This is a genomic window from Sphingobacteriaceae bacterium, from assembly GCA_002319075.1.
GTDB lineage: Bacteria > Bacteroidota > Bacteroidia > B-17B0 > Aurantibacillaceae > Aurantibacillus.
In genome coordinates this window covers 4752711-4776193 of record NVQB01000001.1, presented here as the reverse complement: position 1 = coordinate 4776193, position 23483 = coordinate 4752711, and the positions used below count along the sequence as shown (strand labels likewise).

Here is a 23483-nt window from a genome sequence, read left to right as displayed (position 1 = left end):
GTTTAAATTTTTTTCAAAAACTCTGTTCTTAAAACTATACTGCTTCCGTCAACACGACAATCTACTTCTGCCGGATCTTCCGTAAGCTTAATATTCTTAACCGTTTTGCCTCTTTTTAAAACGATGGAAGATCCTTTTACCTTGAGGTCTTTTGTAAGTGTTACTGAATCTCCATCTGCAAGAATATTGCCATTACTATCTTTTGTTTCCATGTGGGTAAAGGTAATTTTATTTTCCGCAGGCAGAAATGATCTAAATCTGTTTTCACAAACTTTAGAGTGTGCATAAGCTTTGCTCAGCCTTATTCTGGCAGAATCGTTATCTTAGATAAAGATTTAGCCATGAAAAAAATTGTAGCGCTTTTTTGTATAGGTATTCTTTGTTCGGCTGGCCTTTTGATTGAGGCCAACTGGCAGCCTTTGAGAGGTGCCCGGGTGACTTTTAAAATTGATGGTCCATTTGGAAAGGATGTGAAAGGAAGTCTTTCGAATTTAAAAAGTGACATTGAATTTTATCCCGACGAAGTTTCGCGCTCTACTATAAAAGCCAGTGTAAGCTCATCGAGTATCTTTACAAAAAACAGAAAAAGAGACAGCCATTTAAAAAGTCCTGATTTTTTTGATGTGGAAAAATTTCCCGCAATTAGCTTTGCTTCAACGAGCTTTAGAAAAGTGGGAGAATATTTTATTGTAGAAGGAGATCTGACTATAAAAGACCTCACAAAACCGGTTACCATTCCTTTTGAATTTATTACAAATCAAGATACAGCTTGGTTTCGTGGCGACTTCGAGATTAATCGTTTAGATTATGACCTAGGCAAAAAGAGCAGGATGATGGGAAATAAGGTGGAAATACATTTGGATGTTCCTGTATTGAAAAAGTAGCAGCGTGTTATTTTTTCAGGAAATCGAAGACCGCATTATAATAGGCTGTTGCTACTTTATTTAAGCGCTCGTTTGCCTTTACGCCGTACATGTCCAAATCTGAACGCATAAGCATGGAAGACTCCTTCTCATTATCCTGGTATAAACTTTCTCCGTATACCAGGGGTGAATTAATTTTACGGCAAAGTGCAAGGTTACGACAAAACACACCCGGGCTGGCAGTTATGAGACAATTATCTTTCAGGTAATCTGCATCCATAGCTTTAGCTATTGGAATCTCAAGGATTTTATTAAAATTAGAAACCGTTTTTGCGGAAAGATCTTCTGAACGATTTAACTGGTCGCTTAGTAATAAACGTGTAAAGTTGACCTTACTTTCCATTTTGCCCAGATCTGTGAAAGCGCCACCAATAAAGGTCATAGAGAAATTCTTTTTAGTGTGCTGTTTCCAGGGCGCGTTTTTCTCGTCCACGTTGTAATGAATAATAATCGTAACATCTGGCGCATAGGCATTAATTTTATTTGCTCGGTTAGCCAGGTCATAGTCCCTGAAAAAATCCCAGAACAGGGTGTAATTATTGCATTTTAAAAGTTTAGCGTGTTTTTCAGCAGACAAGGATCCATTTTGTTTTAAACTGTCGAGATGACGTTTACGGTGATTTTTAATCCAGTTGGGGTAAGTGCAGTTAAAAGAAGTGAAATCAGATTGATTACGGCTGAGAAAAACTTCAGCTCCTTTAGCTTCCAATAAATTTTTTAAAATGTGAGCCGTGTTGAAAGTAAGAAGACTCTCAAAAATTCTGACGGTATCTCTACCATGTGAACTATCGGGTACAAAAAAAAGAAATTTTTGTTCAGACTGTGCGTCGGTCATATTCGTGGAAAAATGTCCAGGATCGAGCGCTATTCTGTATCCTTTGAGAGGCTGCTCAGGTGTTTTAAGATTGGGTTGTTCCGGCTTTCTTAAACTTAGTGTCAAACTATCGATTTGTTGTTTTGACAATCTTTTAATTCCTTTTGCTCGAAATAACTGCTCTTGTTGTTTGATAGAACTGTGTTGCAGGAATTCTGACAACACTTTTATTTCATTTTCGTAAACAGCGAATTCCTTCTTGCCCGCATTAAGCAGGTAAATAGCATCCGATTCAAATTTAACCTCCCCGGTTAAAGATCCACGAAAATTAAGATAAGTATCGAAGCGTTGTTTGCATTGTTGAATGCTTTGTGCAGCTGATAAGAAAGTTAAAAGACAAAAGAGGTACAAAAATTTCATCGCTATAAATTTAAAGCGCCGGAATAGATAAAATACAGCAATTGAGAAGTATTATGAGTCTTTATTTGTTAACAGTTGTGCTAATCTGATCCATGAAATCCTAAGAATACATGGAAGAATTTTTTGTATTTTTAAAAACAAGAAGAGCCAATTATGTTGACAGAAGAACAGGAATTTAAAATCCTGAAAAAAGAATTAAGTTTTCAAACCTCCCGTTCTGGCGGTAAAGGTGGGCAAAACGTGAATAAAGTAGAAACAAAAGTGGCTATTGATTTCGATGTAAATGCTTCCACTGCCCTGAGTGAAAGACAAAAAGAAGCGATCTTAAGAAAGTACACGGATCTTATTGGAGGATCGGTGATCCAGATCGTTGGCAACAAACACCGCAGTCAACTTGAAAATAAAGAAGAGGCAAAAACCAAACTTATTGCCTTACTTAACAAACTCCTGAAACCTGTTAAAAAACGCGTTCCCACTAAACCAGGGAAAGGGGCAAAGGAGAAAAAACTGGATAATAAAAAGCAACGCGGTGAAAAAAAAGAAATGCGTAAAAAGATAACGGATTATTAATTCCGGTTTCCTGAATTTTGATCGTCTATAGTTTATACCTGCTAATATTCTTAAGCCTGATCTACTTCAATGGCTTCTTTGGGCTACTTGAAGATACGAGTATTACCGGTAAAAAATTGAGTTTGTTCTTTTTTGGAAAAGCGCTCGCTGTTCCTGTTTTTCTCTATCTGCATACAAAACTGTATGGTGGGATAAACAATCTGGACACAGGTAAATTTTACCATGATGTAACAACAATTTACGATTATGGCAAAACCGATTTTAATTTTTTGGTCCGCCTTATTTTTGGATTACAAAACGACAATCCTGGCTCTGCAGACTACGAGCATGTTTTAAAAAACACTTTGAATTGGGACAATGGTACTGCAAAAGATTATTTCTACAATGATAACCGGGTTGTTATAAGAGTACATGTTTTACTTAACGTGTTTACTTTTGGGTGCTACCCTGTTCACGCTCTATTTAGTTGCTTTTTAAGTTTCGGAGGCCTCTTTTTTTTATACAAAACATTCAAAGAATGGTTTATTGGCAAAGAAGTGCAAGTGCTTTTCCTATTTTGCTTTTTTCCATCGCTCTGGTTTTATACCGGAGCATTATTAAAAGAAGGAATTACCATTTTTATTCTTGGTAATGTTTTGTTTCAGCTGAAAGGTTTCATCGACGGCAAGTTCTTTATTTTTAAAGGGTTATGGTTACTTTTCCTTTTATTCTTATCGCTGCTTTTAAAACCCTATCTGCTTCTGTTTTCAGTGTTTTGTTTTGGATTATTTTTTGTGATTCATCATTCTAAAAAAATCAATAAAAAAATACTTGTATATTTTTCTATTATTTGTGTGCTGATTATGACTGCTAATACACTATCCATTTTGGTAAAACACAGATCTCTTTCAGAAGCTGCAACCAGGCACCAACAGCGCTTCACTGGTATCTCAAAAGGAGGCATTTTCTTAAGTGATTCGATCACTTTTATACGTTTAACCAACGACACAAATCAAATTATCCGTGACAAAGAAAATCACTTCCGGATCAAAAAAAATAGTTCTTATATGTATTGGCGGGGAAGCGAAAACGACACTTTGTTTGTGCCCTTAAACAGCGATACAACTTCTGTTTATGAGTTAGCCTATAGTATTGAGCCAAGCAATTCTAATATACTATTGCCTACTTCCAATATAGTGGCGATTGCGGGTGCTTGTCTTTATTACACCTTATTTTACCCGACATTCTTCTCAGCAAAAAGCGCTATACAAGTACTCGCGGCGGCTGAAAACCTAGTCATCCTTGCGGCTCTAATCATCGTGTTGTTCGGTTTGATAAAAATAAAAAGGCAGAAGTTTCTAGTTCTGGTGTTTTTATTTTTCACTCTAGCACTTTGTCTTTTAATAGGATTTACGGCGCCTAACAGCGGCGCCATCTTTAGGTACAGAAGTCCGGCGATGTTATTTCTACTCCTTGGAGCTTTGTATTATTCTGATGATTTAAAGCAATTTTTATTAAATCGAAAAAAGCCCGGTTTACGTAAATAAATCCGAGATCAGGCTTGGGAAAAACGTGCGTGGATCTTAACAATAAAATTGCAAATCATTCGTTAAATCAAGGTCAACATTGAGAATTTTAGCTTAAATTAGTTGCTTAGATATGTATAGAATTACCCCATTTTTCCTTCTTTTTCTTTCTTTTGGTCTGCAAGCGCAGGTTCGTAAATACAGTAATGAGTTTTTAAGTATAGGTGTGGGTGCCAGAGCTTTAGGCATGGGTAATGCCAACATAGCTTCCGTTGAGGGGGTAAATTCGGGGTATTGGAATCCGGCAGGCCTTCTGAAGCAAAAGAACGATATTGAAGTAGGTTTAATGCATGCCGAGTACTTTGCCGGCATTGCTAAATACGATTATATAGGAGCCTCTAAACGGATTGATTCCAATAGCGTAGCTGGGATCTCTATTTTACGTTTCGGAGTGGACAATATTCCCAACACTTTAGACCTTGTAGATGCTAACGGAAATTTTGATTATGACAGAATTACCAAATTTAACGCTGTTGATTTTGCAGCTTTATTAAGTTATGCGCGCGTAATGCCTAAACTTAAAGGTGTTGAAGTGGGTGGAAATTTTAAAGTTATCCGTCGCCGTTTGGGAGATCTTGCCGGAGCGTGGGGATTTGGTTTAGATGCGGGGGCTAAATACTCTTACAAACACTGGACCTTCGCAGCTATGGCCCGCGACATCACCGGAACATTTAACGCATGGACTTTTAATCTGGATCAAAAACAGATAGCTACCTTACAACAGACCGGAAATGAAATTCCAAGCTCTTCATTGGAAGTTACGGTGCCTAAATTGATTTTGGGTGTAGCAAGGAATTATAAAGTGTGGAAGGATCGGATTTCAATTCTAGGAGAAGTAAATTTCATAAATACTTTCGACGGTATGCGTAACACCGTAATTAATTCGGAGGTTTGGAGCATGGAGCCTGCTTTTGGTCTGGAAGTGGGATATAAAGGCTTTATCTTTTTACGCGGTGGATTAGGCAACATTCAAAAGCAATTAAACGATAGAGCAACACTTTATATAACTACTGTGCAGCCCAATTTTGGGGTGGGTGTAAAATATAAAATATTCACTTTAGATTATGCTTTAACGGATATTGGAGACCACTCAACAGCATTGTATTCAAATATTTTTTCATTAAAAGTTGACATAAATAAAAAGATGAACAAGTGAGATTCGTACTTCTCTTAATCATAAGTTTCATTTTTGCATTTGCCGGAAACGCTCAAAAATACGGCAATGAGTGGATCAATTTTTCTCAACAGTATTATAAAATTCCGATTGCCAAAGAAGGCATTCATAGAATTGACTCCACCACTCTATCAAATTATTACGATCTCACTACCGTTGATCCCAGAAACTTCCAGGTGTTTTTCAAAGGGAGGGAACAACATCTTTATATTAAAGGCGAAGCGGATGGGAAAATAAATGCAGGTGATTATTTGGAGTTCTATGCCAATCCTCTTATGGGAGATATTGACTCGCTGGTGTACACTAATATCGCTTATATGCCGAATCCCTATCTCAGCATTTACAATGATACTTTATGTGCCTTCCTCACTGTAAATTCATCTCTGAATAACAAACGTTTTATACTCGAAACAGATACGGCATCCGCTCTTTATCCTACAGCAGATCATTATTATACAACTAAAGTTTTTACACTGAATGAATGGTATAATGCGGTATTAGAACATTCGAGTTCCAGCAGCGATCCGCATTTAACACAGTCCGAAGGAAAAGGATTTTTCTTTTCAAAGAACGCTTCTTATACTTCATCCCATTCTGGTTTAAATATTTATACAGCAAACCCACTTCCTTTTTATGTTACCGTAAATTATTCCGGTTCTAGTCTCTCCGGCAGCTACAGTCCCGATCACCAGGTACAGATTTTTTATCATGATCAAAGTAACGCACCTGTTTTATTACACGACAGTACCTTTTTTGGTTATGCTCCTGCGCGAAAAAAATTCACATTAAATGCGCCAAACGTGAGTCAGACTGCAGGACTTACCTTTAGCTCTGTGGCTGCACCAAGTTTCACCAATACAAATGGTACAGTAATGCATTACCTGCACTATTATTATCCGCACACTACCGATTTAAATTATGATTCGAAAATGCATCTTGTTGTAGATGACAATTCGTCTGCGCAAAAAACCTTTTACAATTTCAGCAGTTTTAATTCAGGAAGCAATCCAAACGCAAGCCTGCTTGACTTAACAAATGGTAAACGTATAAGTGTGGTGGTAAACGGCACGCTATTGAGAGCTGTTATTCCGAATGGCGGAGGCTCTAAAAAACTTTTTCTTGCTTCTGAAAAGGACACTATTGTAGTTAGAAAACTTAGTAAAGTAAATGGCAGTGGGAGCTTTTTCAATTACAAAACCATCAATGCTGCAAGGCCTTATGTAATGATCTATCATAAGACTCTGCAAAATTCTGCGATGAGTTATAAATCATACAGGGAGAGTCAGGCTGGCGGCAATTTTAACGTAATAGACGTAGATATAGAAACTTTGTACGAACAATTTTCTTATGGGGTGAGAAAACATCCACTGTCGATTCAGAATTTTATAAAATTCTTGAAGGATAGTTTATCGAAGGAACCTTTATATGTTATGATAATTGGAAAAGCCATGGGCTATTCTTACCTTTTACAAAGCGCGAGTGAAAAAGACAATTTAGTACCTACCATCGGAATTCCCAGCGCTGACAATCTTTTAGTGGCTTCTCTAACAGCGACCAATACAAACGGCTATTATCCTGAAATTCCGATTGGGAGACTTGCTATGATTACTAACAGCGAGGTAATGACCTACCTTGCGAAGGTTCAAAAATACGAAGAACCAGCGGCTTTGGTAGATTGGAAAAAACAGGTTCTGCATTTTGTTGGTGGCGATGATGAAGTATTATTAAATCAGCTCAGTGGGTACATGACAGGTTTTGAGCAAATTATTGAAGATTCTCTTTTTGGCGGCAATGTGACAACCGTTAAAAAAAACACAACTGCTCCTGTTCAAAGTAACATCAGCGATAGTTTGCGCAATGTGATTAACAGAGGGGCAGCCTTAATTAATTTTTTCGGACACGGTTCCGTAAGCGGATTCGACCAGGCCGTAGATGATCCTGAAACATATAACAATAAAGACAAATATCCTTTTGTAATAGCGAACTCCTGTTATTCGGGCGACATTCATGTAGACAAGGAGCGGTCGGTGAGCGAACGTTTTGTAATTGCGAATCAAAAAGGAAGTATTGGATTTTTAGCAACAACGTCTTATGGTTTTCCCTGGAATCTTGACAAATTCACAAACGGTTTTTATCAAGCTTTGTCCAAAACCAATTACGATCAGGGCGTTGGAGATCTTATTAAAGAAACTTCATCTAAAAATTCTAACGGAGATATTTTAAATAAACTCGTATGTCTTGAAATGACTTTAAGTGGTGATCCGGCTGTGAGGATCAGCAATGGTTTACTGCCCGATTACCAAATCTTTAACAACGATGTTTCGTTCGATCTAAAAAAATACACAGACTCTGTTGGTATCCGTATTAAATACAAAAACCTGGGCAAGGGCATCCGTGATACGCTGGGACTAAAAATTGTGCGCACACTGGCAAACGGAGACACAGCAACCGTTCTTAAAAGATTGAAAGCTGCCATGTACATGGATAGCCTTACTTATTATTTTCCGATCGACTTTAACAGGGGCATTGGTTTAAATAAATTCTCTGTAAAAGTAGATCAGTACGAAAAAATTACGGAAGTATCTGAGACCAATAATACCGTTGGGGCGTTAGAATTATTTATTCCCGGTGGTGACGTCTTACCAGTGTATCCATATAAATATGCCGTGGTTCCAAAAACGCAAACCATCACTTTAAAAGCCTCTACAACCGATCCCTTTGCCCCCTTAACTACCTACCGCTTGCAATTAGATACCTGCGACAAATTCACCAGTCTGCTTAGTACCACTCTCATTACAAGTGCCGGTGGCGTTGTAGAATGGAAAGTAAATTTACCATATAAAGATAGTACGGTTTATTTCTGGCGCATCAGCCGCGACAGTATTTCCCCTCAAAAAGCATTCATCTGGAAAGAAAGTTCTTTTCAAACCCTTGGCGATAAACGCGGTTGGGGACAGGCACAATTTCATCAGTTTAAGAATGATGCTTATCAATATGTGAGCTACAATAAAGCTCAGAGGCAGTTTATTTTTTTTAATGACAAACATACTTTAAAGGCAACCTCTGGCCTGTTCCCGACTCTGAAGCTAAATCAATTCACTTTCTTTTTTGATGACATCTTAAAAGAAGAATGGCCCTCGGCATTTAATGGATGGAATATTGCGGTTTTTGATACGAACAGCGGGCAACCAAATAAGATCTATAGTCTTAACACCCCTAACACAGGGGTTGGACAGTATAACAATTGCGTAGAGTATGGCGAACGTTATGTTTATTCATTTGGAAGTATAAATGCTTGCGGAACATCATCTCTTGTGTGGAAGGCAAACCTGGAAAATTTCCTGAATTCCATTCCACATAATCAATACATTCTGGCTTACACCACCGGTGCAAAATTATTTGGGGATACTACTTATTCCCAGATTTCTTCCTACAGTAATTCTCTTTATACGGCTTTTGAAAGCTTTGGAGCTAAAAATATACGTACCACATCAGATACAGTTCCTTATATTCTGTATGGTAGAAAAGGAATGAGTGCCGGACAAGGTCATGTTCTAATCGGTGCCAACAAAAAATCTATTATCACTCTCGACGACAGTATACAAAGCCGCTGGCACAGTGGCTTTGTTGCTTCCGAAATTATTGGTCCTTCTAATACATGGAACAGTCTGCATTGGAAATTAAAAAGCCTGGACAATACAGCTGGAGATACAACGCTTTTAAAAGTAGTTGGGATAAAAGCCAATGGACAAGTAGACACCCTCGTAACATTTAACCAAGACAGTTCGGATGTAATGGCACTTTCGGCTTATGCCGATGCTTCTGTTTATCCTTATTTAAAACTAGTGGCCTTTATGTCGGATGACGTATACCGTACCTCTCCGCAGCTGAGTCGCTGGCAGGTATTGTATGACGAAGCTCCTGAATGCGCCATCAATCCATTAAAAGGCTTTGCAAGCATTAATGATACACTTCAGGAAGGCGACGCTGTTTCTTTCCGCTTTCCTATTGAAAATATCGGGGCGAAAAATTTCAAAGATAGTCTAGTCATTACCTATTGGATCGAAAATAAAGACCGTACTAAAATTCCACTTCCGCATAAGTTAAAAGCAGCGCCATTCGCTGCGGGACAAATACTGATTGACACAGTTACCATTAATACCTATCAGTATAAAGGCGACAATGCGCTGTGGATTTATGTAAACCCCATTACTGATTCGAAGTATCAGTACGAACAGAGTCAATTTAACAATATTGGACGCTATCCTTTTAAAGTAAACTCCGACATCACTAACCCCTTACTGGATGTGACTTTTGACGGGGTTAGAATATTGAATGGAGATATTGTTTCTGCAAAACCTAATATTCTTATTACACTCAAAGATGAAAATAAATACCTGGCGTTGAATGACACCAGTGCATTCACCATTTATTTGCAGTCGCCGGATCAGAGTCTGCAGCAAAGGATTTATTTTGGGGAGCAACTGACTTTCACACCGGCTAATCTTCCAAAAAACAGTTGTAGTATCAATTACAGTCCTACCTTTGGAGTAGACGGAAAATACACTTTAATTGTTCAGGCTAAAGATCGCAGTGCAAATACCTCTGCTGCCAGGGACTACCGCATTCAATTCGAAGTAAACAATCATCCAACGGTAACACAGGTTTTAAATTATCCAAACCCCTTTAGCACCAGCACGCGTTTTGTATTTACTTTAACAGGTAGTGAAGTGCCCGAAGTGTTTACTATACAAATAATGACCATTACCGGGAAGATCGTTCGAGAAATTACCCGTGCCGAATTGGGCAACATTCACATTGGCAGAAATATTACAGATTATGCCTGGGATGGGCGGGATAATTATGGAGACCGGCTGGCCAATGGTGTTTACTTATATAAAGTGAACACAAAACTTAACGGGCAAAACATTGAGAGAAATGCCAGTGGTGCTGATAAGTTTTTTGTAAAAGAATTTGGCAAAATGGTGCTGATGCGCTAATAGTTATCCTGATCTTAATTTAGCTGAGATATGCGCTTTAACAAGATCAAAACGGCACGGAAAAGGCAGCATATCCTACCACTCAAGAGTAGGCATTACTTCTCTCAAAATTCAGAACAATTACCCTGAATAAAGCTTAAAAATACTGATTAACAGACTAGTTGTGATACAATAAATTGTTATTTTTGCCCACTATGAACGCGAACAAAAAAGTGGCTCCTATACTGATAAAGAACCCTCAAACGAGTTACGAAAAGTTTGAGAACTGGGCAGCCAAAAACGATCAAAAGATCTTTGGTACTTTAGTCATCCTAAGTATTTTTTTATCCTTTATATCTTTTAATGCACGCATAAGTGAAGCGCATGACGACGCTCTTTACCTGGAAGGCGGCTGGCGCTATGTAAATGAGTTTCCGAAGTATTTTTACACTCAGAATGCACCGCTCTACCCTTTGTTCCTGGCTTTTCTGATTAAAATTATTGGTTTTAAACTGATAGTCTTTAAACTTTGTTCGACCTTGTTTAACGTTTTTGGATTTATCTTCTTTTACAAAGCGTTAAAAGGAAGGGTTCCGGCTATCGTTTTTATTCCTGTTATTATTTTTCAGGCTTGCAATTATTTGATTATTTATTATGCCAGTATGACTTTTACGGAAGCTTTCTATTTTTTCCTGCAGGGTCTTTTCTTTCTTTATGCTGTAAAACTTCTTGATCTTATAAAACGCGATGGTGTTGATCTTAAGCCGCAACTGAAAACATGGCTGATGTTTGGCTTTAGTATGTTTTTAATAAGCACCGCCAAAAGTTCCGCCATTGTTGTTATTCCAGCGGTTTTATTATTTTTTACGCTTGAAAAAAACTGGAAAGCACTTGGTCTTTCTTTGGCAGGTTATCTTGTTTTTAAAATTCCCTATGAACTCATTGTAAGAACTGTGTGGACTGCGCAAAATCAATTTGCAGGACAAAGTAAGATTCTCCTGCAAAAAGACCCCTACGATAAATCTCAGGGAGATGAAGACCTTGCAGGTTTTATTGTACGTTTTTTTCAGAACACAAATCTCTCTTTAAGCAAAAGATTTTATCAGTTAATAGGTTGGAAAGATGAGATGAACACAGATACCCACGGTATTCTTGCTGTGATAACTGTAGCCTTGGTCCTTTTTGGATTTTATAAACTTGTAAAATCGCGGAACAAAGTCATGCTTCTTTTCAGTTTATTTACCGGAGCTCAGCTTGTACTTTCTTTTCTAATACTGCAAACCAAATGGGATCAACCACGTATTACCCTGGTGTGTATGCCAATTGTTTTAATTCTGATATTTTACGCAATTTACAGCTTAACGCTCAAACCAGGTATCGGACAAAGCATATATATAGTGATTGCCGCTCTTGTAATTGGTTCTGTTTGCTTGTCTTCTTTTAAACGGGGATTTAAGAACATTCCTGTCATTCAAAAAAATCTTAAAGGCGATAAGTATTTTGGTTATACAGCAGACTGGCAGAACTTTTTAAAATGCAGTGAATGGTGTGCTGACAGTCTTAATTCCAGTGCGCTTGTGGCAAGTCGTAAAGCACCGATGAGTTTTGTATATGGCAAAGGAAAAAAATTCTTTCCTATTTACAGTGTAATTTACCGAGACACAGCCACACGCATGTCTAACCCCGACAGTGCACTCGCCTTTTTCAAGAAAAATAAAGTAACCCATGTTATGCTGGGAAGTTTGCGAGCAAATCCAAATGAACCTGGTATGGGCATTATAAATACGGTTCACCACATTATTGTGCCTATCATGGAAGCTTATCCTGACAAATTACGCCTGGTTCATACAGAAGGCGCTTATGAGCAAACAGAGTTGTACGAATTTCTCTATTAGAAATTGATAGTTAGGGCATGCAGTGTTATTAAAAAAAATTAAAAAAATGTCATTCAGTATAAAACTCGGTAATTTTCTTTATAAAAATGCTTTTGCACTCTACAAGCCGCTTTATACCAGCTTTAAAAACAGGCAGGATGCTTTTGAAATTCAACTTCTTGAAAAATATGTTCAGCGCGGCGATGTAGTTCTTGATATTGGCGCCAATATTGGTTATTACGCTTTAATTCTTGCTAAACTGGTTGGTGAAAAAGGACGCGTGCATTGTTTTGAACCAGATAAGAAAAACTTCTCACATCTCGAGAATGCCACGTTAAATTATGGAAACATTTTAATTAATAATCTTGCCGCTGGTCCTAAAACCGAAACACTAAAAATTTACACTTCCAAAAATCTAAATGTCGATCACCGTACTTACAAGCCTGAAGAATTTGATCAGGAGCTGGAAATCGAAGCTGTAAGCATGGATGACTACTGGGTGAAAAAAGATCCCGCGGAAGCTGGTCGCGTTGATTTTATAAAAATGGATATACAAGGCTTCGAAATGCAGGCTATTCAAGGCATGAAAAGTATATTAAGAAAAAACACCGACATCAAAATCATTTCCGAATTTTGGCCTTACGGATTAAAAAAAGCCGGTAGTTCGGTGACTGATTATTTCACATTTTTAACTGAACAGGGATTCAACTGTTACCTGCTTACAAAAAACTCACTTGAAAAATTAAGTCTCGACAAAGTTTTAAGTTTTGAAGGCTTAGGAGAAGAGACTTACTTTAATATTTTTGCAAGCCGTTCAAATGTTTAAAAAATACACTATACCCTTTGACCTCGATGATCCAAAAACAACACTGGCTCACCGTGATATTATTTTACAAAAACCATTTTTAAAGAAGCTTTATCTCGACTGGTATACTGTTTTTATAGAACAGGCCCGAAAGGTAAAGACTGGTAAATATCTTGAGATTGGCTCAGGAGGTGGTTTTTTAAAAGACGTATTCCCGGAAGTGATCACTAGTGACATTTTGGCTCTGCCTAATGTAGACCAGGTGTTTAGCGCTGAAGAATTGCCTTTTAAAGAAAATGAGCTCGGGGCCATCATGATGCTAAATGTTTTTCATCATATTCCAAAACCGCATGCCTTTTTAAGAGAGGCGCAACGTACCCTGGTTAAGGGTGGTAAGATAATTATGACGGAACCTGCCAACAGTGCTTTGGGAAGGTTTATTTATAAAAACTATCACCACGAACCTTTTGAAGAAAACGGAGGGCGTGAAATAGAGGCCGGAAATCCTTTATCGAACAGTAACCAGGCCCTACCCTACATTTATTTTGAACGTGATCTCGATCTTTTTAAAAAAGACTATCCCCATTTAAAAATAGTGTCTGTAAACTACCACTCTCCCTTTTCTTACGTAATTAGTGGTGGCGTTTCGCGCAGTGCTATGCTTCCATATTTTATGTATAGCTTTGTAAAATTGTCGGAATGGTTACTCTCGCCATTCGCTAAACAGTTAGGATTATTTTGTACTATTGAAATAGAAAAAATTTAAGTGGAAGAACCAACAAAATACTTTAATACCCTCGCCGCTAAGCGTCAGAAAAGAAAATTCAGTGCTTATTACTGGAATGAAATAACCAATTATACCAATTATTTTTCTCATGAAGACAGCTCCGTTCTTGAAGTGGGTTGCGGAAGTGGCGATTTACTAGCCGGAATTGCCGGAAAGAAAAAAGTTGGAATTGATTTTAGTGAAGAATACATCCGTTGGGCAAAAGAAAAACACGGCGATAAAAATATAGAGTTTTTAGTGATGGATGCTAACGACATTCAATTCGATCAAAAATTCGATTTAATTGTAATCAGTAATTTAATTGGGTACGTCGACGATATTCAAAATGTATTCGAACAGGTTAAAAAATGTTCGCATGCAAATACCAAAGTTGTTGTGCAGTTCTACAATTCTTTATGGGAACCCTTTTTCAAGGTTGCAGAATTGCTTGGATTGAAACAAAAAACACCCGTACAAAACTGGTTAAGTACCAGCGACATTAATAACTTACTGTACATTTCAGGATTTGATGTTTACAGAAATAGCAAGCGTTTGATCATCCCCTTTTTCTTCCCTATCCTATCTTTTATCTTTAATAAGTACCTGGCAAAGTTCCCTATTTTCAGGTTCTTTAGTATCAATATATACAGCTTCGCGAAGCCCTTACCAGAGATACACGAAGAAAATTATCTGCAAAACTACTCTACAACCGTTGTAATTCCTGCACGTAATGAAAGTGGAAATATTGAGAATGCCATTTTACGTCTCCCAAAATTTGGAAAGCATGTGGAAATTATTTTTATTGAAGGAAATAGCACAGACGATACCTGGGAAAAGATTCAGGAGATTCAGAAAAAATATGCGGCGACGCATGACATAAAAATTGGGCAACAAAAAGGTAAAGGAAAAGCCGATGCGGTGCGCGAAGGATACAAAATTGCGACTGGCGATATCTTAATGATCCTGGACGCCGATCTTACAGTACCGCCTGAAGACCTTCCTAAATTTTACAATGCGATTGCCAGCAGCAAAGGCGATTTTATAAATGGAACGCGCCTGGTTTATCCCATGGATAAAGAAGCAATGCGTTTCTTAAATTATCTGGGAAATCATTTTTTCAGCTGGGCTTTTACCTGGCTGCTTGATCAGCGCTTTAAGGATACGCTGTGCGGCACTAAAGTGATGTTCAGAACCGATTATATTAAACTCACCAAAAACAGAAAATACTTTGGAGAGTTTGATCCATTTGGTGATTTCGATTTGTTATTCGGAGCGCACAAATTAAATTTAAAAATTGTGGAAGTTCCCATTCGCTACAGAGAAAGAACATATGGGTCTACAAATATTTCGCGCTTTAAACATGGTGTGATCTTGTTGCGCATGTGCGCGTTTGCAAGCAGAAAATGTAAGTTTATATAGCCATTAAAGATCCGCTGATCGCGAATCCAGGATAGAAATTTAACACAGCGATTCAGAGATGAGGAGGAACTCAATTTTTAGCATCAACCTAAATTTGCAGGCTCAACAAACTAGTTTTCAGAATCTCTTACTGAGATGGAAGATGACGTATCCTTTTTGTTCGTCAGGAAATAAATGGCCAGTCCAGCCAAGACCGTTACCATACCATACAAGGATTCTATTGGCTTTTCTATAACTATATTAATAAGCACCCAAAGAATAATCACTAAAAAGATGATGGGCGTTAAAGGATAAAGGGGCGTGCGATAACATGCTTTAATATGCCTGAATTTGTACCGCAGGATAAAAATTCCGAACACGGTTAAAAAAGTAAACATGTTTAGTGTAAAGCTTACATAGGTTATCAGCGATTCAAAAGAAGAAGTTGTAACCAGAGCCAGCGCAATTAGCGATTGAAAAATAATAGCAACGTAGGGTACATTATTTTTATTAGCTTTTGCAAAAATCCGGAGTCCGCTTATGTTTGTCCCCATACTTTGCATAACCCGCGGTCCCGCCAGGATCATAGCGCTGATTGTAGAAATTAAAAGAACAGCTATTACAAGACTCATAAATTGTCCCACTTGTAATCCGAAAATTTTCCCGGCACTTAAGTAACCCACTTCCAATACACCTTTTAATTCATTAATCGGCACAGTATAGAGGAAGACATAATTTAATAACGTGTAAATGCCCATAACGCAAAGCGTCCCTAAGATCAAAGCACGAGGTAAATTTTTTTGTGCATTTTTTATTTCTCCCGAAATATAGGCGGCTGCATTCCAGCCACTATAAGCATAAGTTACATAAATTAAAGAACCTGCGAACGCAGTTGAAAATACATCTTTCCAGGCATCGGCTCCTGGTACAAGGCTAATGGTATGTTCTGGAATATAGAACAAGCCAAACCCAATAAACATAATGATACAAATAATTTTCACCCATGTAAACCCCCTTTGGAAAACACTGCCCGCTTTCAGGTTAATAGAATGAATAATGGTGATAACACCAATTACAGAGCAAGACAAAACCATTTCATCTACGGCGGGATAAATTTTTGTTACGTAGCGGGCCAGTGCCACAGAGGCTGCAGCTATTGGCGCGGCGAAACCAACGGTTACACTCACCCAACCACTTAAAAATCCGAGAGCAGGGTGATAAAGTTTAGAAAGATAATTGTATTCTCCCCCACTTTCGGGAAAAGCAGAACCAATCTCACCGTAGGTAAGAGCCCCGCAAAGAGCGATAACACCACCCAAAACCCATAATAATAAAATAGAAAATACCGAACTCATCCCCATTACCTGGAAACCAAGACTTGTAAAAACTCCCGTACCAATCATATTGGCAATAACCACTGAAACGGCAGTATTAAACTCTATTTTGTGTTCAGACATGATGTAAAGTAAAGAAATTCCTAAAGATTGTCAGTAGGATTTAGAAACTATTTTTAAAGGGTTTAGACCAGGGCTGTTGTTTATGAATGATGGAGTATTTAGTTTTGTCGCTCTACTTTTCACATTAACAAAAACACTTACAATGAAAATAGCGGTATTAGGCACAGGCGGCGTTGGCAAAGCCTTCGCAGTAAAGTTAACGGAATTCGGACATGAAGTGATGGTAGGAACACGAAATGTGTCGGCTACTCTTTCTAAAGAAGGAGATAAAACATTTAAAGCGTTCCTCGAAAACAATTCAAAAGTAAAGCTGGGAACTTTTGCTGATGCGGCAGCTTTTGGAGAATTTGTGATCAATGTAAGCAAAGGCGAAACTACCTTAGATGTGATTAAGGCAGCCGGGAAAGAAAATCTGGAAGGGAAGATTCTGGTTGACATTTCTAACCCACTAGACTTCAGCAATGGCATGCCTCCATCATTAGTTCCATCTTTAAGCAATACCTATTCGCTGGGTGAAGAAATACAAAAGAACTTCCCCGATACAAAAGTAGTGAAGACTTTAAATACAATGTGGAATGGATTAATGTTGAATCCTGCGATGATTGACAATGGAGGACATGTCAATTATATCTGTGGCAACGATGAGGAAGCAAAACAAAAAGTAATTTCTTTTTTAAATGAACTGGGTTGGAAAAGCGAATCTATTCTTGACCTTGGCGATATAAGCGGCGCAAGAGCCACAGAAAGCCTCATGCTGATATGGCTTAGAGTGTATGGTGTAAAAAAAACCGGAGCTTTTAATTTTAAGATTGTTAGTTAACAACTAGATTCTATTTGTAAAAAAGCCACTTTCCTACTTCACGCCAGCTTGTTTTTTTACCATACATTAAAATACCTGTGCGGTAGATGCGACCTGCAAGCCATGTGGTTAGCAGAAAAGAAAGGAATAATAATGATAGTGAGAGCATAAGTTCCCAAAGCGGCACACCACTTGTAATACGCGACATCATCACTATTGGCGAAGTAAAGGGAATCATGGATCCCCAGAAAACAGAGCTTGAATCGGGATCGGTCATCGTTTTTATAGCGAGGAAATAGCCTATCATCAGCGGGATCATGACCGGAGTGATAAATTGCTGGGAGTCTGCCTCTGAATCTACCGCGCTGCCAATGGCCGCCATTATGGAGCTATAGAATAAGTAGCCTAAAATAAAATAGAGGAAAAAACATATAAAGACCTGAGTAAAATTGATTTTTTGAATTTTTTCAAGTGTTTCAAAAAGTTCAAGTTTGTCATCAAATTTTTCGAGTTTGGTAAAATCCACGTTTGTACCATTTTTTTTAACCAGTTCTTGCTGCTGCTTAAAAACCTGGAGCTGTGCCATAGAATCCTTAAGAAAAAAGACACTTAACAAAGTACTTAAGGCAAAGGTTATAATTCCCATGATCACAAACTGAATGATTCCCAAAATGGCAACGCCCAAAATTTTACCAAGCATGAGTTCAAAAGGTTTTACTGAAGACACGATCACTTCAACAATCCGGTTTGCTTTTTCCTCCATAACACTTCTAAAAACCATCATGCCATAAAGCAGGATAAAAATAAACATCAACGCTCCGGAGATAAAACCGATAAAGCCAAAGCCCGTTTGTTCCTGGGTTTTACCTACATCGTCGACTTTTTCCATCACCATCCGGACATTTTGTTTTGAATTATGAATGATATTAGGATCGATGTTATTTGCACTTAAAGAGTTTTCATAAATAATTTTCTCAAGCTGATCTTTCATGTAAGTTTGAAATCCAAATCCCGGTGACTTTTTGTAATAAAGTTTCACTGTTCCGGCAGCGCCACCTACTACGGTTTTGGGAATCCATAACAAACAGGTGTAACCTTGCTTGTAAAACTTTTCAACGCCCTCGTCAATTTTCAGGTTCGAAAAAGAAAGAGAAATATAGTCGTTACCTGAGAGTTTGTTTTTGAATAATTCTGAGTCATCTATCACTAAGACTTTTTGTTCCGTTTTTTCAGACTCCGACATTTTTACTATAAAAGCTATAAAGCCCGTAAGTAGCAGCGGCGCTAAAATAGTCATGATAATAAAAGTTTTATTATACAGCTTTGATTTCAGCTCTCGTCCTATGATTAATCCTATTTTACTCATATCTATTTCGAGTTTCGTGTTTTTTATTTCGTGTTGTTTCTATCGACTTGCAACTATAACTATTCACTATTGACTTACTCCGTATAACTACTCTTAGTTCCCACTACAGTGCCATTACCCTCATTTACTTTGGTAATAAAGATATCATTCATGCTTGGAATCAATTCATTAAAAGAAACGATTTCGCAAGTTGGCAGCACCGTCTGTAAAAAATTACTGGATGAAAAATTGGGAGCCAGTTTAATTATAAAACTATGAATATCGTCCTCTGTGTTTTTTTGAAGGATCTCTCCTCCTGTCCACAAAGCATTGGTAAACCCCAGAGCATTGCCTTTAAAAGCGATCTTATAGGTGTTAGACCTGTACATTTTACGAATATCCTTTACAGAACCATCGAGAATTTTTTCTGCCTTATTTATTAAAGCAATAGTATCACACAGTTCTTCCACGCTACCCATATTATGAGTGGAGAAAATAACGGTTGCTCCATTTTTTCTTAATTCAAGAATTTCATTTTTTATCAGCTCAGCGTTAATCGGATCAAAACCACTGAAGGGTTCATCGAGAATAAGTAATTCCGGTTGATGAATGACCGTAACAATAAACTGAACCTTTTGCTGCATCCCTTTACTTAATTCTTCTACCTTTTTCTTCGCCCAGGTTTCCATCTCGAACCTGGCAAACCAATAGTTTATACGTTTTCTTGCTTCCTGACGACTCAACCCTTTTAAGCGCGCGAGATATAATACCTGTTCACCAACTGTCATCTTTTTGTAAAGGCCGCGTTCTTCCGGCAGATAACCGATTTGTTCTACATCATCTGATTTTAATTTCTTTCCTTTAAAAAGCACTTCTCCACTATCAGGACCAGTAATTTGATTGATAATGCGTATAAGAGAGGTTTTACCCGCGCCATTTGGGCCCAGTAGACCAAGCACAGATTTTTCAGCAACGCTTAATGATACATTATTTAAAGCTACGTGACTGCCATAGCGCTTTGAAACATTATTGATCGTTAGAATTTCTGACATGTTAAAAAATAATTTTCAAATTTAAAGAATTTATACAGCCGCAAATAAGATTTACATGAGCGGGCAAAATCAATCGACATCGGTAACACCACCGCTTACAACAAATTTCATAGCATCTGAGGCGTTGCCTTCTAAAGGTTTTACATTTTCGGGAGAAACAATAATTAATTTACCTGATAAAGAATAAGATAGAGGTAAATAAACCGCCACTTTATCGTGAATATGAAAATCTTTTAAATCTTCCTGCGTGATGAATCCGATTTCATAAATACCCGCCGCAGGATTGGTAAGTACTAAAACAGGCTTATTGAATTTTTTTTTATTTCCCACAAAGGCATTGGTAAAATCTTTTACGGGAGAATAAATGTGCCGGATGAAGGGCGCGTGTTCGAGCTTATCTTCAAAATAACTGAATACTTGTTTAAAAATGTACGACGAGGCCAGTAAACCGAGGATCAACACAAAACCAAGGGTGCCCAGAAAGCCTAACAATGTGTTTAATATGGGATAATTACTGAATCCAATGAAGGAGAAAAGGCCTGCAAAGAAATCAAAAAGTTTCACCAGGATAATTCCAGTAATGATTAAGGGAATAAATAAAATGAGACCTTGAAGAAAAAAGTTGAGAAAGCGTTTCATTTCTTTTTTAAATTGTTTTTAGTAGTCGTTGAAAAGGTTGCCCGGCCCAGTTAATACCAGAGCCGGATTCTTAAGTTTTAAATTTAAAAAATATCCGGAGGGTTAAACTATTTATTTTCAATTTATTTTACACTTGTATAAATTAAATAGTGGCTAAGGCTCTACACTATCAGGGTGATTTTCCTTTTTGACAAATGTCAAAGGAATCTCTGAGCGGATGAGGCTAATTTGGTGAAAATTAATATCTTTACTTTAAACCTAAACCCATGAACAAACTAACGCTTCTCTGTATGCTTTTGACTCTTGCTTTCGTAAGCAAGGCGCAGGATCAACTTTATAAAAAAGACAATACCAAATTACTGGTAAAAATTACAGAGGTTTCCCCAGAGGAGATTAAGTACAAACTGTTCAGCAACCTCAATGGTCCCGCTTATGTTGTAAATAAAAGTGAAGTGAGTTTGCTGATCTATGAGAATGGTCAGCACGAAGTAATAGATGTGTCGCCTAAACCAGCCACTTATGACCAGAGACCTGTAGTGATGCCAGCGCAGCCCCGAAGCAGCATAGGGATGACGAAGGCGGACTCATTAAAATATTACCGCCACGCTTCAAGTCTTTCTCTTAACTTTTTTAATTTCATTAACAGCGAAATCAGTTTAATTTACCAACGCGAATTTTACAAGAGCAATTTTAATATTATTATTCCAGTGGCTTTTGGTCTCGACAAGCCTGTATTGACTGAATCTATCTATTACAATAATGGAAACGCCAACCTTACCTTAAATCATAAAATTATTGAAGCCGGTTTTGGAATTAATTACTACCCCTCGTTGCGTTTTCCGGTTAATTATTATGTAGGACCAGCGTTTCGCTTCCTGCAATATGATTGTGATCAGACGTATTATTACCAACCACCTTATAACCCTTCTAATCCTTATCAGGCAGGAACTGTTATAACGGAAAGCTCAACGCTGTCAAGCTACTGCTACAGTATTACCAATGGGTTAATTTTTCGTACCAAATCCCGATTGATGCTGAACATGTTTGGATCCCTTGGTTTTAAAAGCGACCGATTAAGCAAACAGGTTGTTGACCCAAGAACCAACCAGGCGATCAATCCGCTGCCCAATCCCGTATCCCTTTATTTCTGGACCGGTTTCGCCATCGGCTTTAGCTTCTAAGAATTGTGCTATTTGTAACAGAACCACTTTTATTAAAATAGTACATTTGTTTGATGAAAAAATTATTTCTATTTCTGCCTTTTTTTCTTTTACTGTCGTGCAGCGTACAGAAACGTAAATACCAAAATGGATTTTATGTAGACTGGCATGCTAAAAATTCAAAGAAAGAAACCTACGCTTCCAGAACTTATAAGAAGGCTCCAGTTACTGCTGCCGAAACTCAAGAAAAACAAGAAATAGCACACGAAAATCTACCTGCTCTGAATCGTAATGACCTGACTTTTCAAAAATCTATAAAAGCCAATACTCCTCCTGAAGACACTTGCGATGTTTTGGTCTTTAAAGATGGTTCAGAGATAAAAGGAAAAGTAAAGGAAATAGGAAGCAGTGAAATTAAATACAAACGTTGCGATATTCCCGATGGTCCCACTTACGTTAGTAAGACGTCAGAAATTTTCATGATCAAATATTCCAATGGTACTCGGGAAGTTATAAAATCAGAGCCTGCCCCGCGCGTTCAATCGCCTGAGCCGGTGCGCTCACGTCCAAATAGCAATCAAACTACTGATTACCGTAAAAGTAAGTATGCCAGGCAGGTTCATCCGGCAGCTATTGCTTCACTTGTATTTTCGTCTCTCGCGCTGTTTATACTTTATCTTGGGGCGCTGGGTGCAATAGCTGTTAGCGCAATATATCTTTTACCTTTTCTATTTGCATTGATTGCGATAATTACCGGAATTGTAGCGTTGCGTAAAATCAACCAACAGCCCGAGCTATACAAAGGCAAAGGACTTGCTATGCCAGGTATGATAATCGGGATGGTGATTGCAAGTATTTATCTGCTTGTTTTACTTATATTATTACTTGTAGTAATTTAATTTTACTTTCTTATGAAAAACAGTTTATTTCTCCTTCCACTACTGCTACTGTTCTCCTGCAGTGTACAAAAGCGCCACTATCAAAAGGGGTATTTTGTTAGTTGGAAAAAGCATGCTCCTGCAAAAGAAACCCAGAGCAACAAACCAACCTTAGCGCTGACTAAAAAAAATTCCACGGAAATTCCTTCAGCTGTTAAAGAAGAGCAGAAAACTGAACTTAATGCTGATGCGTCGGCAACTATTGCGTTTAAACCTGCAAAGAAAACTTCTGTTTTTAAATCTTTTACTGATTCCTGCGACGTGATCATTTATAAAAATGGTTCTGAGGATAGAATAAAAATTCTGGAAGTGACAGGTACAACCATTAAATATAAAAAATGTTCTATGCCTGATGGTCCCGACTACATTGTTGAGAAGAGCAATGTGTTTATGCTGAAATACTCTAATGGCACAAACGAAGTTTTTAAAGTTCAGGAAGCTCCGGCGCAGCAGCCTGCTCAGGCGAATAATTACACTCCGCAGCGGTATGTGAAGAAGAGAACAGCTCTGGCAACGAATAGTTTGATATTTGGTATTCTTGGTTTTTATCCGTTGGTTATTATTGGCGGAATTATTGCGATAATAACCTCGTCCATTCAACTGCATCTCATTGCAGGCGATCCGGAACATTATGGCGCGGAAAAGAAAGCCCGGGTTGGTTTTGTATTGGGCATTGTGAGCGTGATTTTGTGGGTAGCTTTAATTGGATTGATTATCCTGGCAGGGTAGCGAAACCAATCTGTGTTCCGAAACTTCTACACTTTCCGAATGAAGCATTTAGTCGTGAGAGGATGCTAGATAAAAT

The 23483-nt window shown here is 37.9% G+C and carries 19 protein-coding genes; 13 read left to right on the top strand and 6 right to left on the bottom strand.

Going from position 1 to position 23483, the window contains the following annotated elements; all coding sequences use genetic code 11:
- Window positions 1–2: 2 nt before the first annotated feature.
- Window positions 3–212: a PhnA protein gene (locus CNR22_20635; GenBank protein ID PBQ34081.1), complete on the bottom strand. Its 210-nt coding sequence runs from the start codon at window positions 210–212 to the stop codon at window positions 3–5.
- Between the two features lie 129 nt (window positions 213–341).
- Between CNR22_20635 and CNR22_20630 the strand changes: the two genes are divergently transcribed.
- Window positions 342–884 (top strand): hypothetical protein, encoded by a 543-nt coding sequence (locus CNR22_20630; protein ID PBQ34967.1) that lies wholly within the window; start codon window positions 342–344, stop codon window positions 882–884.
- A 7-nt stretch (window positions 885–891) separates the two neighbouring features.
- On the opposite strand, the gene CNR22_20625 is transcribed toward CNR22_20630, so the two are convergent.
- On the bottom strand, window positions 892–2157 hold the full coding sequence (locus tag CNR22_20625) for a hypothetical protein (GenBank protein PBQ34080.1): 1266 nt from the start codon (window positions 2155–2157) through the stop codon (window positions 892–894).
- Between the two features lie 153 nt (window positions 2158–2310).
- Here CNR22_20625 and CNR22_20620 point away from each other — a divergent pair, with 153 nt between their 5' ends.
- The 8 genes from CNR22_20620 (at window position 2311) to CNR22_20585 (ending at window position 15309) form a co-directional block, all read left to right on the top strand.
- On the top strand, window positions 2311–2727 hold the full coding sequence (locus CNR22_20620; protein ID PBQ34079.1) for an aminoacyl-tRNA hydrolase: 417 nt from the start codon (window positions 2311–2313) through the stop codon (window positions 2725–2727).
- A gap of 116 nt (window positions 2728–2843) precedes the next feature.
- Window positions 2844–4253 (top strand): hypothetical protein, encoded by a 1410-nt coding sequence (locus CNR22_20615; GenBank protein ID PBQ34078.1) that lies wholly within the window; start codon window positions 2844–2846, stop codon window positions 4251–4253.
- 112 nt (window positions 4254–4365) lie between these two features.
- The gene (locus CNR22_20610) at window positions 4366–5448 is read left to right on the top strand and encodes a hypothetical protein (GenBank protein PBQ34077.1); all 1083 of its coding nucleotides are present in this window, start codon (window positions 4366–4368) and stop codon (window positions 5446–5448) included.
- The gene (locus tag CNR22_20605) at window positions 5445–10466 is read left to right on the top strand and encodes a hypothetical protein (protein ID PBQ34076.1); all 5022 of its coding nucleotides are present in this window, start codon (window positions 5445–5447) and stop codon (window positions 10464–10466) included. The genes CNR22_20610 and CNR22_20605 overlap by 4 nt, the downstream gene beginning before the upstream one ends.
- A 194-nt stretch (window positions 10467–10660) precedes the next feature.
- Window positions 10661–12340, top strand: coding sequence for a hypothetical protein (locus CNR22_20600; GenBank protein ID PBQ34075.1), 1680 nt, complete (start codon window positions 10661–10663; stop codon window positions 12338–12340).
- A 22-nt stretch (window positions 12341–12362) separates the two neighbouring features.
- Window positions 12363–13145 (top strand): hypothetical protein, encoded by a 783-nt coding sequence (locus tag CNR22_20595; GenBank protein PBQ34074.1) that lies wholly within the window; start codon window positions 12363–12365, stop codon window positions 13143–13145.
- Complete coding sequence (locus CNR22_20590; GenBank protein ID PBQ34073.1) at window positions 13138–13890, top strand: SAM-dependent methyltransferase; 753 nt, start codon at window positions 13138–13140, stop codon at window positions 13888–13890. Before CNR22_20595 ends, CNR22_20590 begins: the two co-directional genes overlap by 8 nt.
- On the top strand, window positions 13891–15309 hold the full coding sequence (locus CNR22_20585; GenBank protein PBQ34072.1) for a glycosyl transferase: 1419 nt from the start codon (window positions 13891–13893) through the stop codon (window positions 15307–15309).
- A 110-nt stretch (window positions 15310–15419) separates the two neighbouring features.
- Here CNR22_20585 and CNR22_20580 read toward each other — a convergent pair whose 3' ends face one another.
- Window positions 15420–16745, bottom strand: coding sequence for an amino acid permease (locus CNR22_20580; protein PBQ34071.1), 1326 nt, complete (start codon window positions 16743–16745; stop codon window positions 15420–15422).
- 142 nt (window positions 16746–16887) lie between these two features.
- On the opposite strand from CNR22_20580, the gene CNR22_20575 reads away from it, so the two are divergent.
- Entirely contained in the window at window positions 16888–17565 is a 678-nt protein-coding gene (locus CNR22_20575; protein ID PBQ34966.1) for an NADP oxidoreductase, read from the top strand.
- 10 nt (window positions 17566–17575) lie between these two features.
- Here CNR22_20575 and CNR22_20570 read toward each other — a convergent pair whose 3' ends face one another.
- The 3 genes from CNR22_20570 to CNR22_20560 form a co-directional block, all read right to left on the bottom strand.
- Window positions 17576–18910, bottom strand: coding sequence for an ABC transporter permease (locus CNR22_20570; GenBank protein PBQ34070.1), 1335 nt, complete (start codon window positions 18908–18910; stop codon window positions 17576–17578).
- Window positions 18911–18984: 74 nt separating this feature from the next.
- Window positions 18985–19941, bottom strand: coding sequence for an ABC transporter ATP-binding protein (locus CNR22_20565; protein PBQ34069.1), 957 nt, complete (start codon window positions 19939–19941; stop codon window positions 18985–18987).
- A gap of 69 nt (window positions 19942–20010) precedes the next feature.
- Window positions 20011–20580, bottom strand: coding sequence for a hypothetical protein (locus tag CNR22_20560; protein ID PBQ34068.1), 570 nt, complete (start codon window positions 20578–20580; stop codon window positions 20011–20013).
- A gap of 266 nt (window positions 20581–20846) precedes the next feature.
- Here CNR22_20560 and CNR22_20555 point away from each other — a divergent pair, with 266 nt between their 5' ends.
- Genes CNR22_20555 through CNR22_20545 form a run of 3 tightly spaced genes read left to right on the top strand, consistent with a single transcriptional unit; the run spans window position 20847 to window position 23407 of the window.
- The gene (locus tag CNR22_20555; protein PBQ34067.1) at window positions 20847–21761 is read left to right on the top strand and encodes a hypothetical protein; all 915 of its coding nucleotides are present in this window, start codon (window positions 20847–20849) and stop codon (window positions 21759–21761) included.
- Window positions 21762–21814: 53 nt separating this feature from the next.
- Entirely contained in the window at window positions 21815–22639 is an 825-nt protein-coding gene (locus tag CNR22_20550) for a hypothetical protein (GenBank protein ID PBQ34066.1), read from the top strand.
- Between the two features lie 12 nt (window positions 22640–22651).
- A complete protein-coding gene (locus CNR22_20545; protein ID PBQ34065.1) occupies window positions 22652–23407 on the top strand; it encodes a hypothetical protein in 756 nt (251 codons plus the stop codon).
- The last annotated feature ends 76 nt before the right edge of the window (window positions 23408–23483 follow it).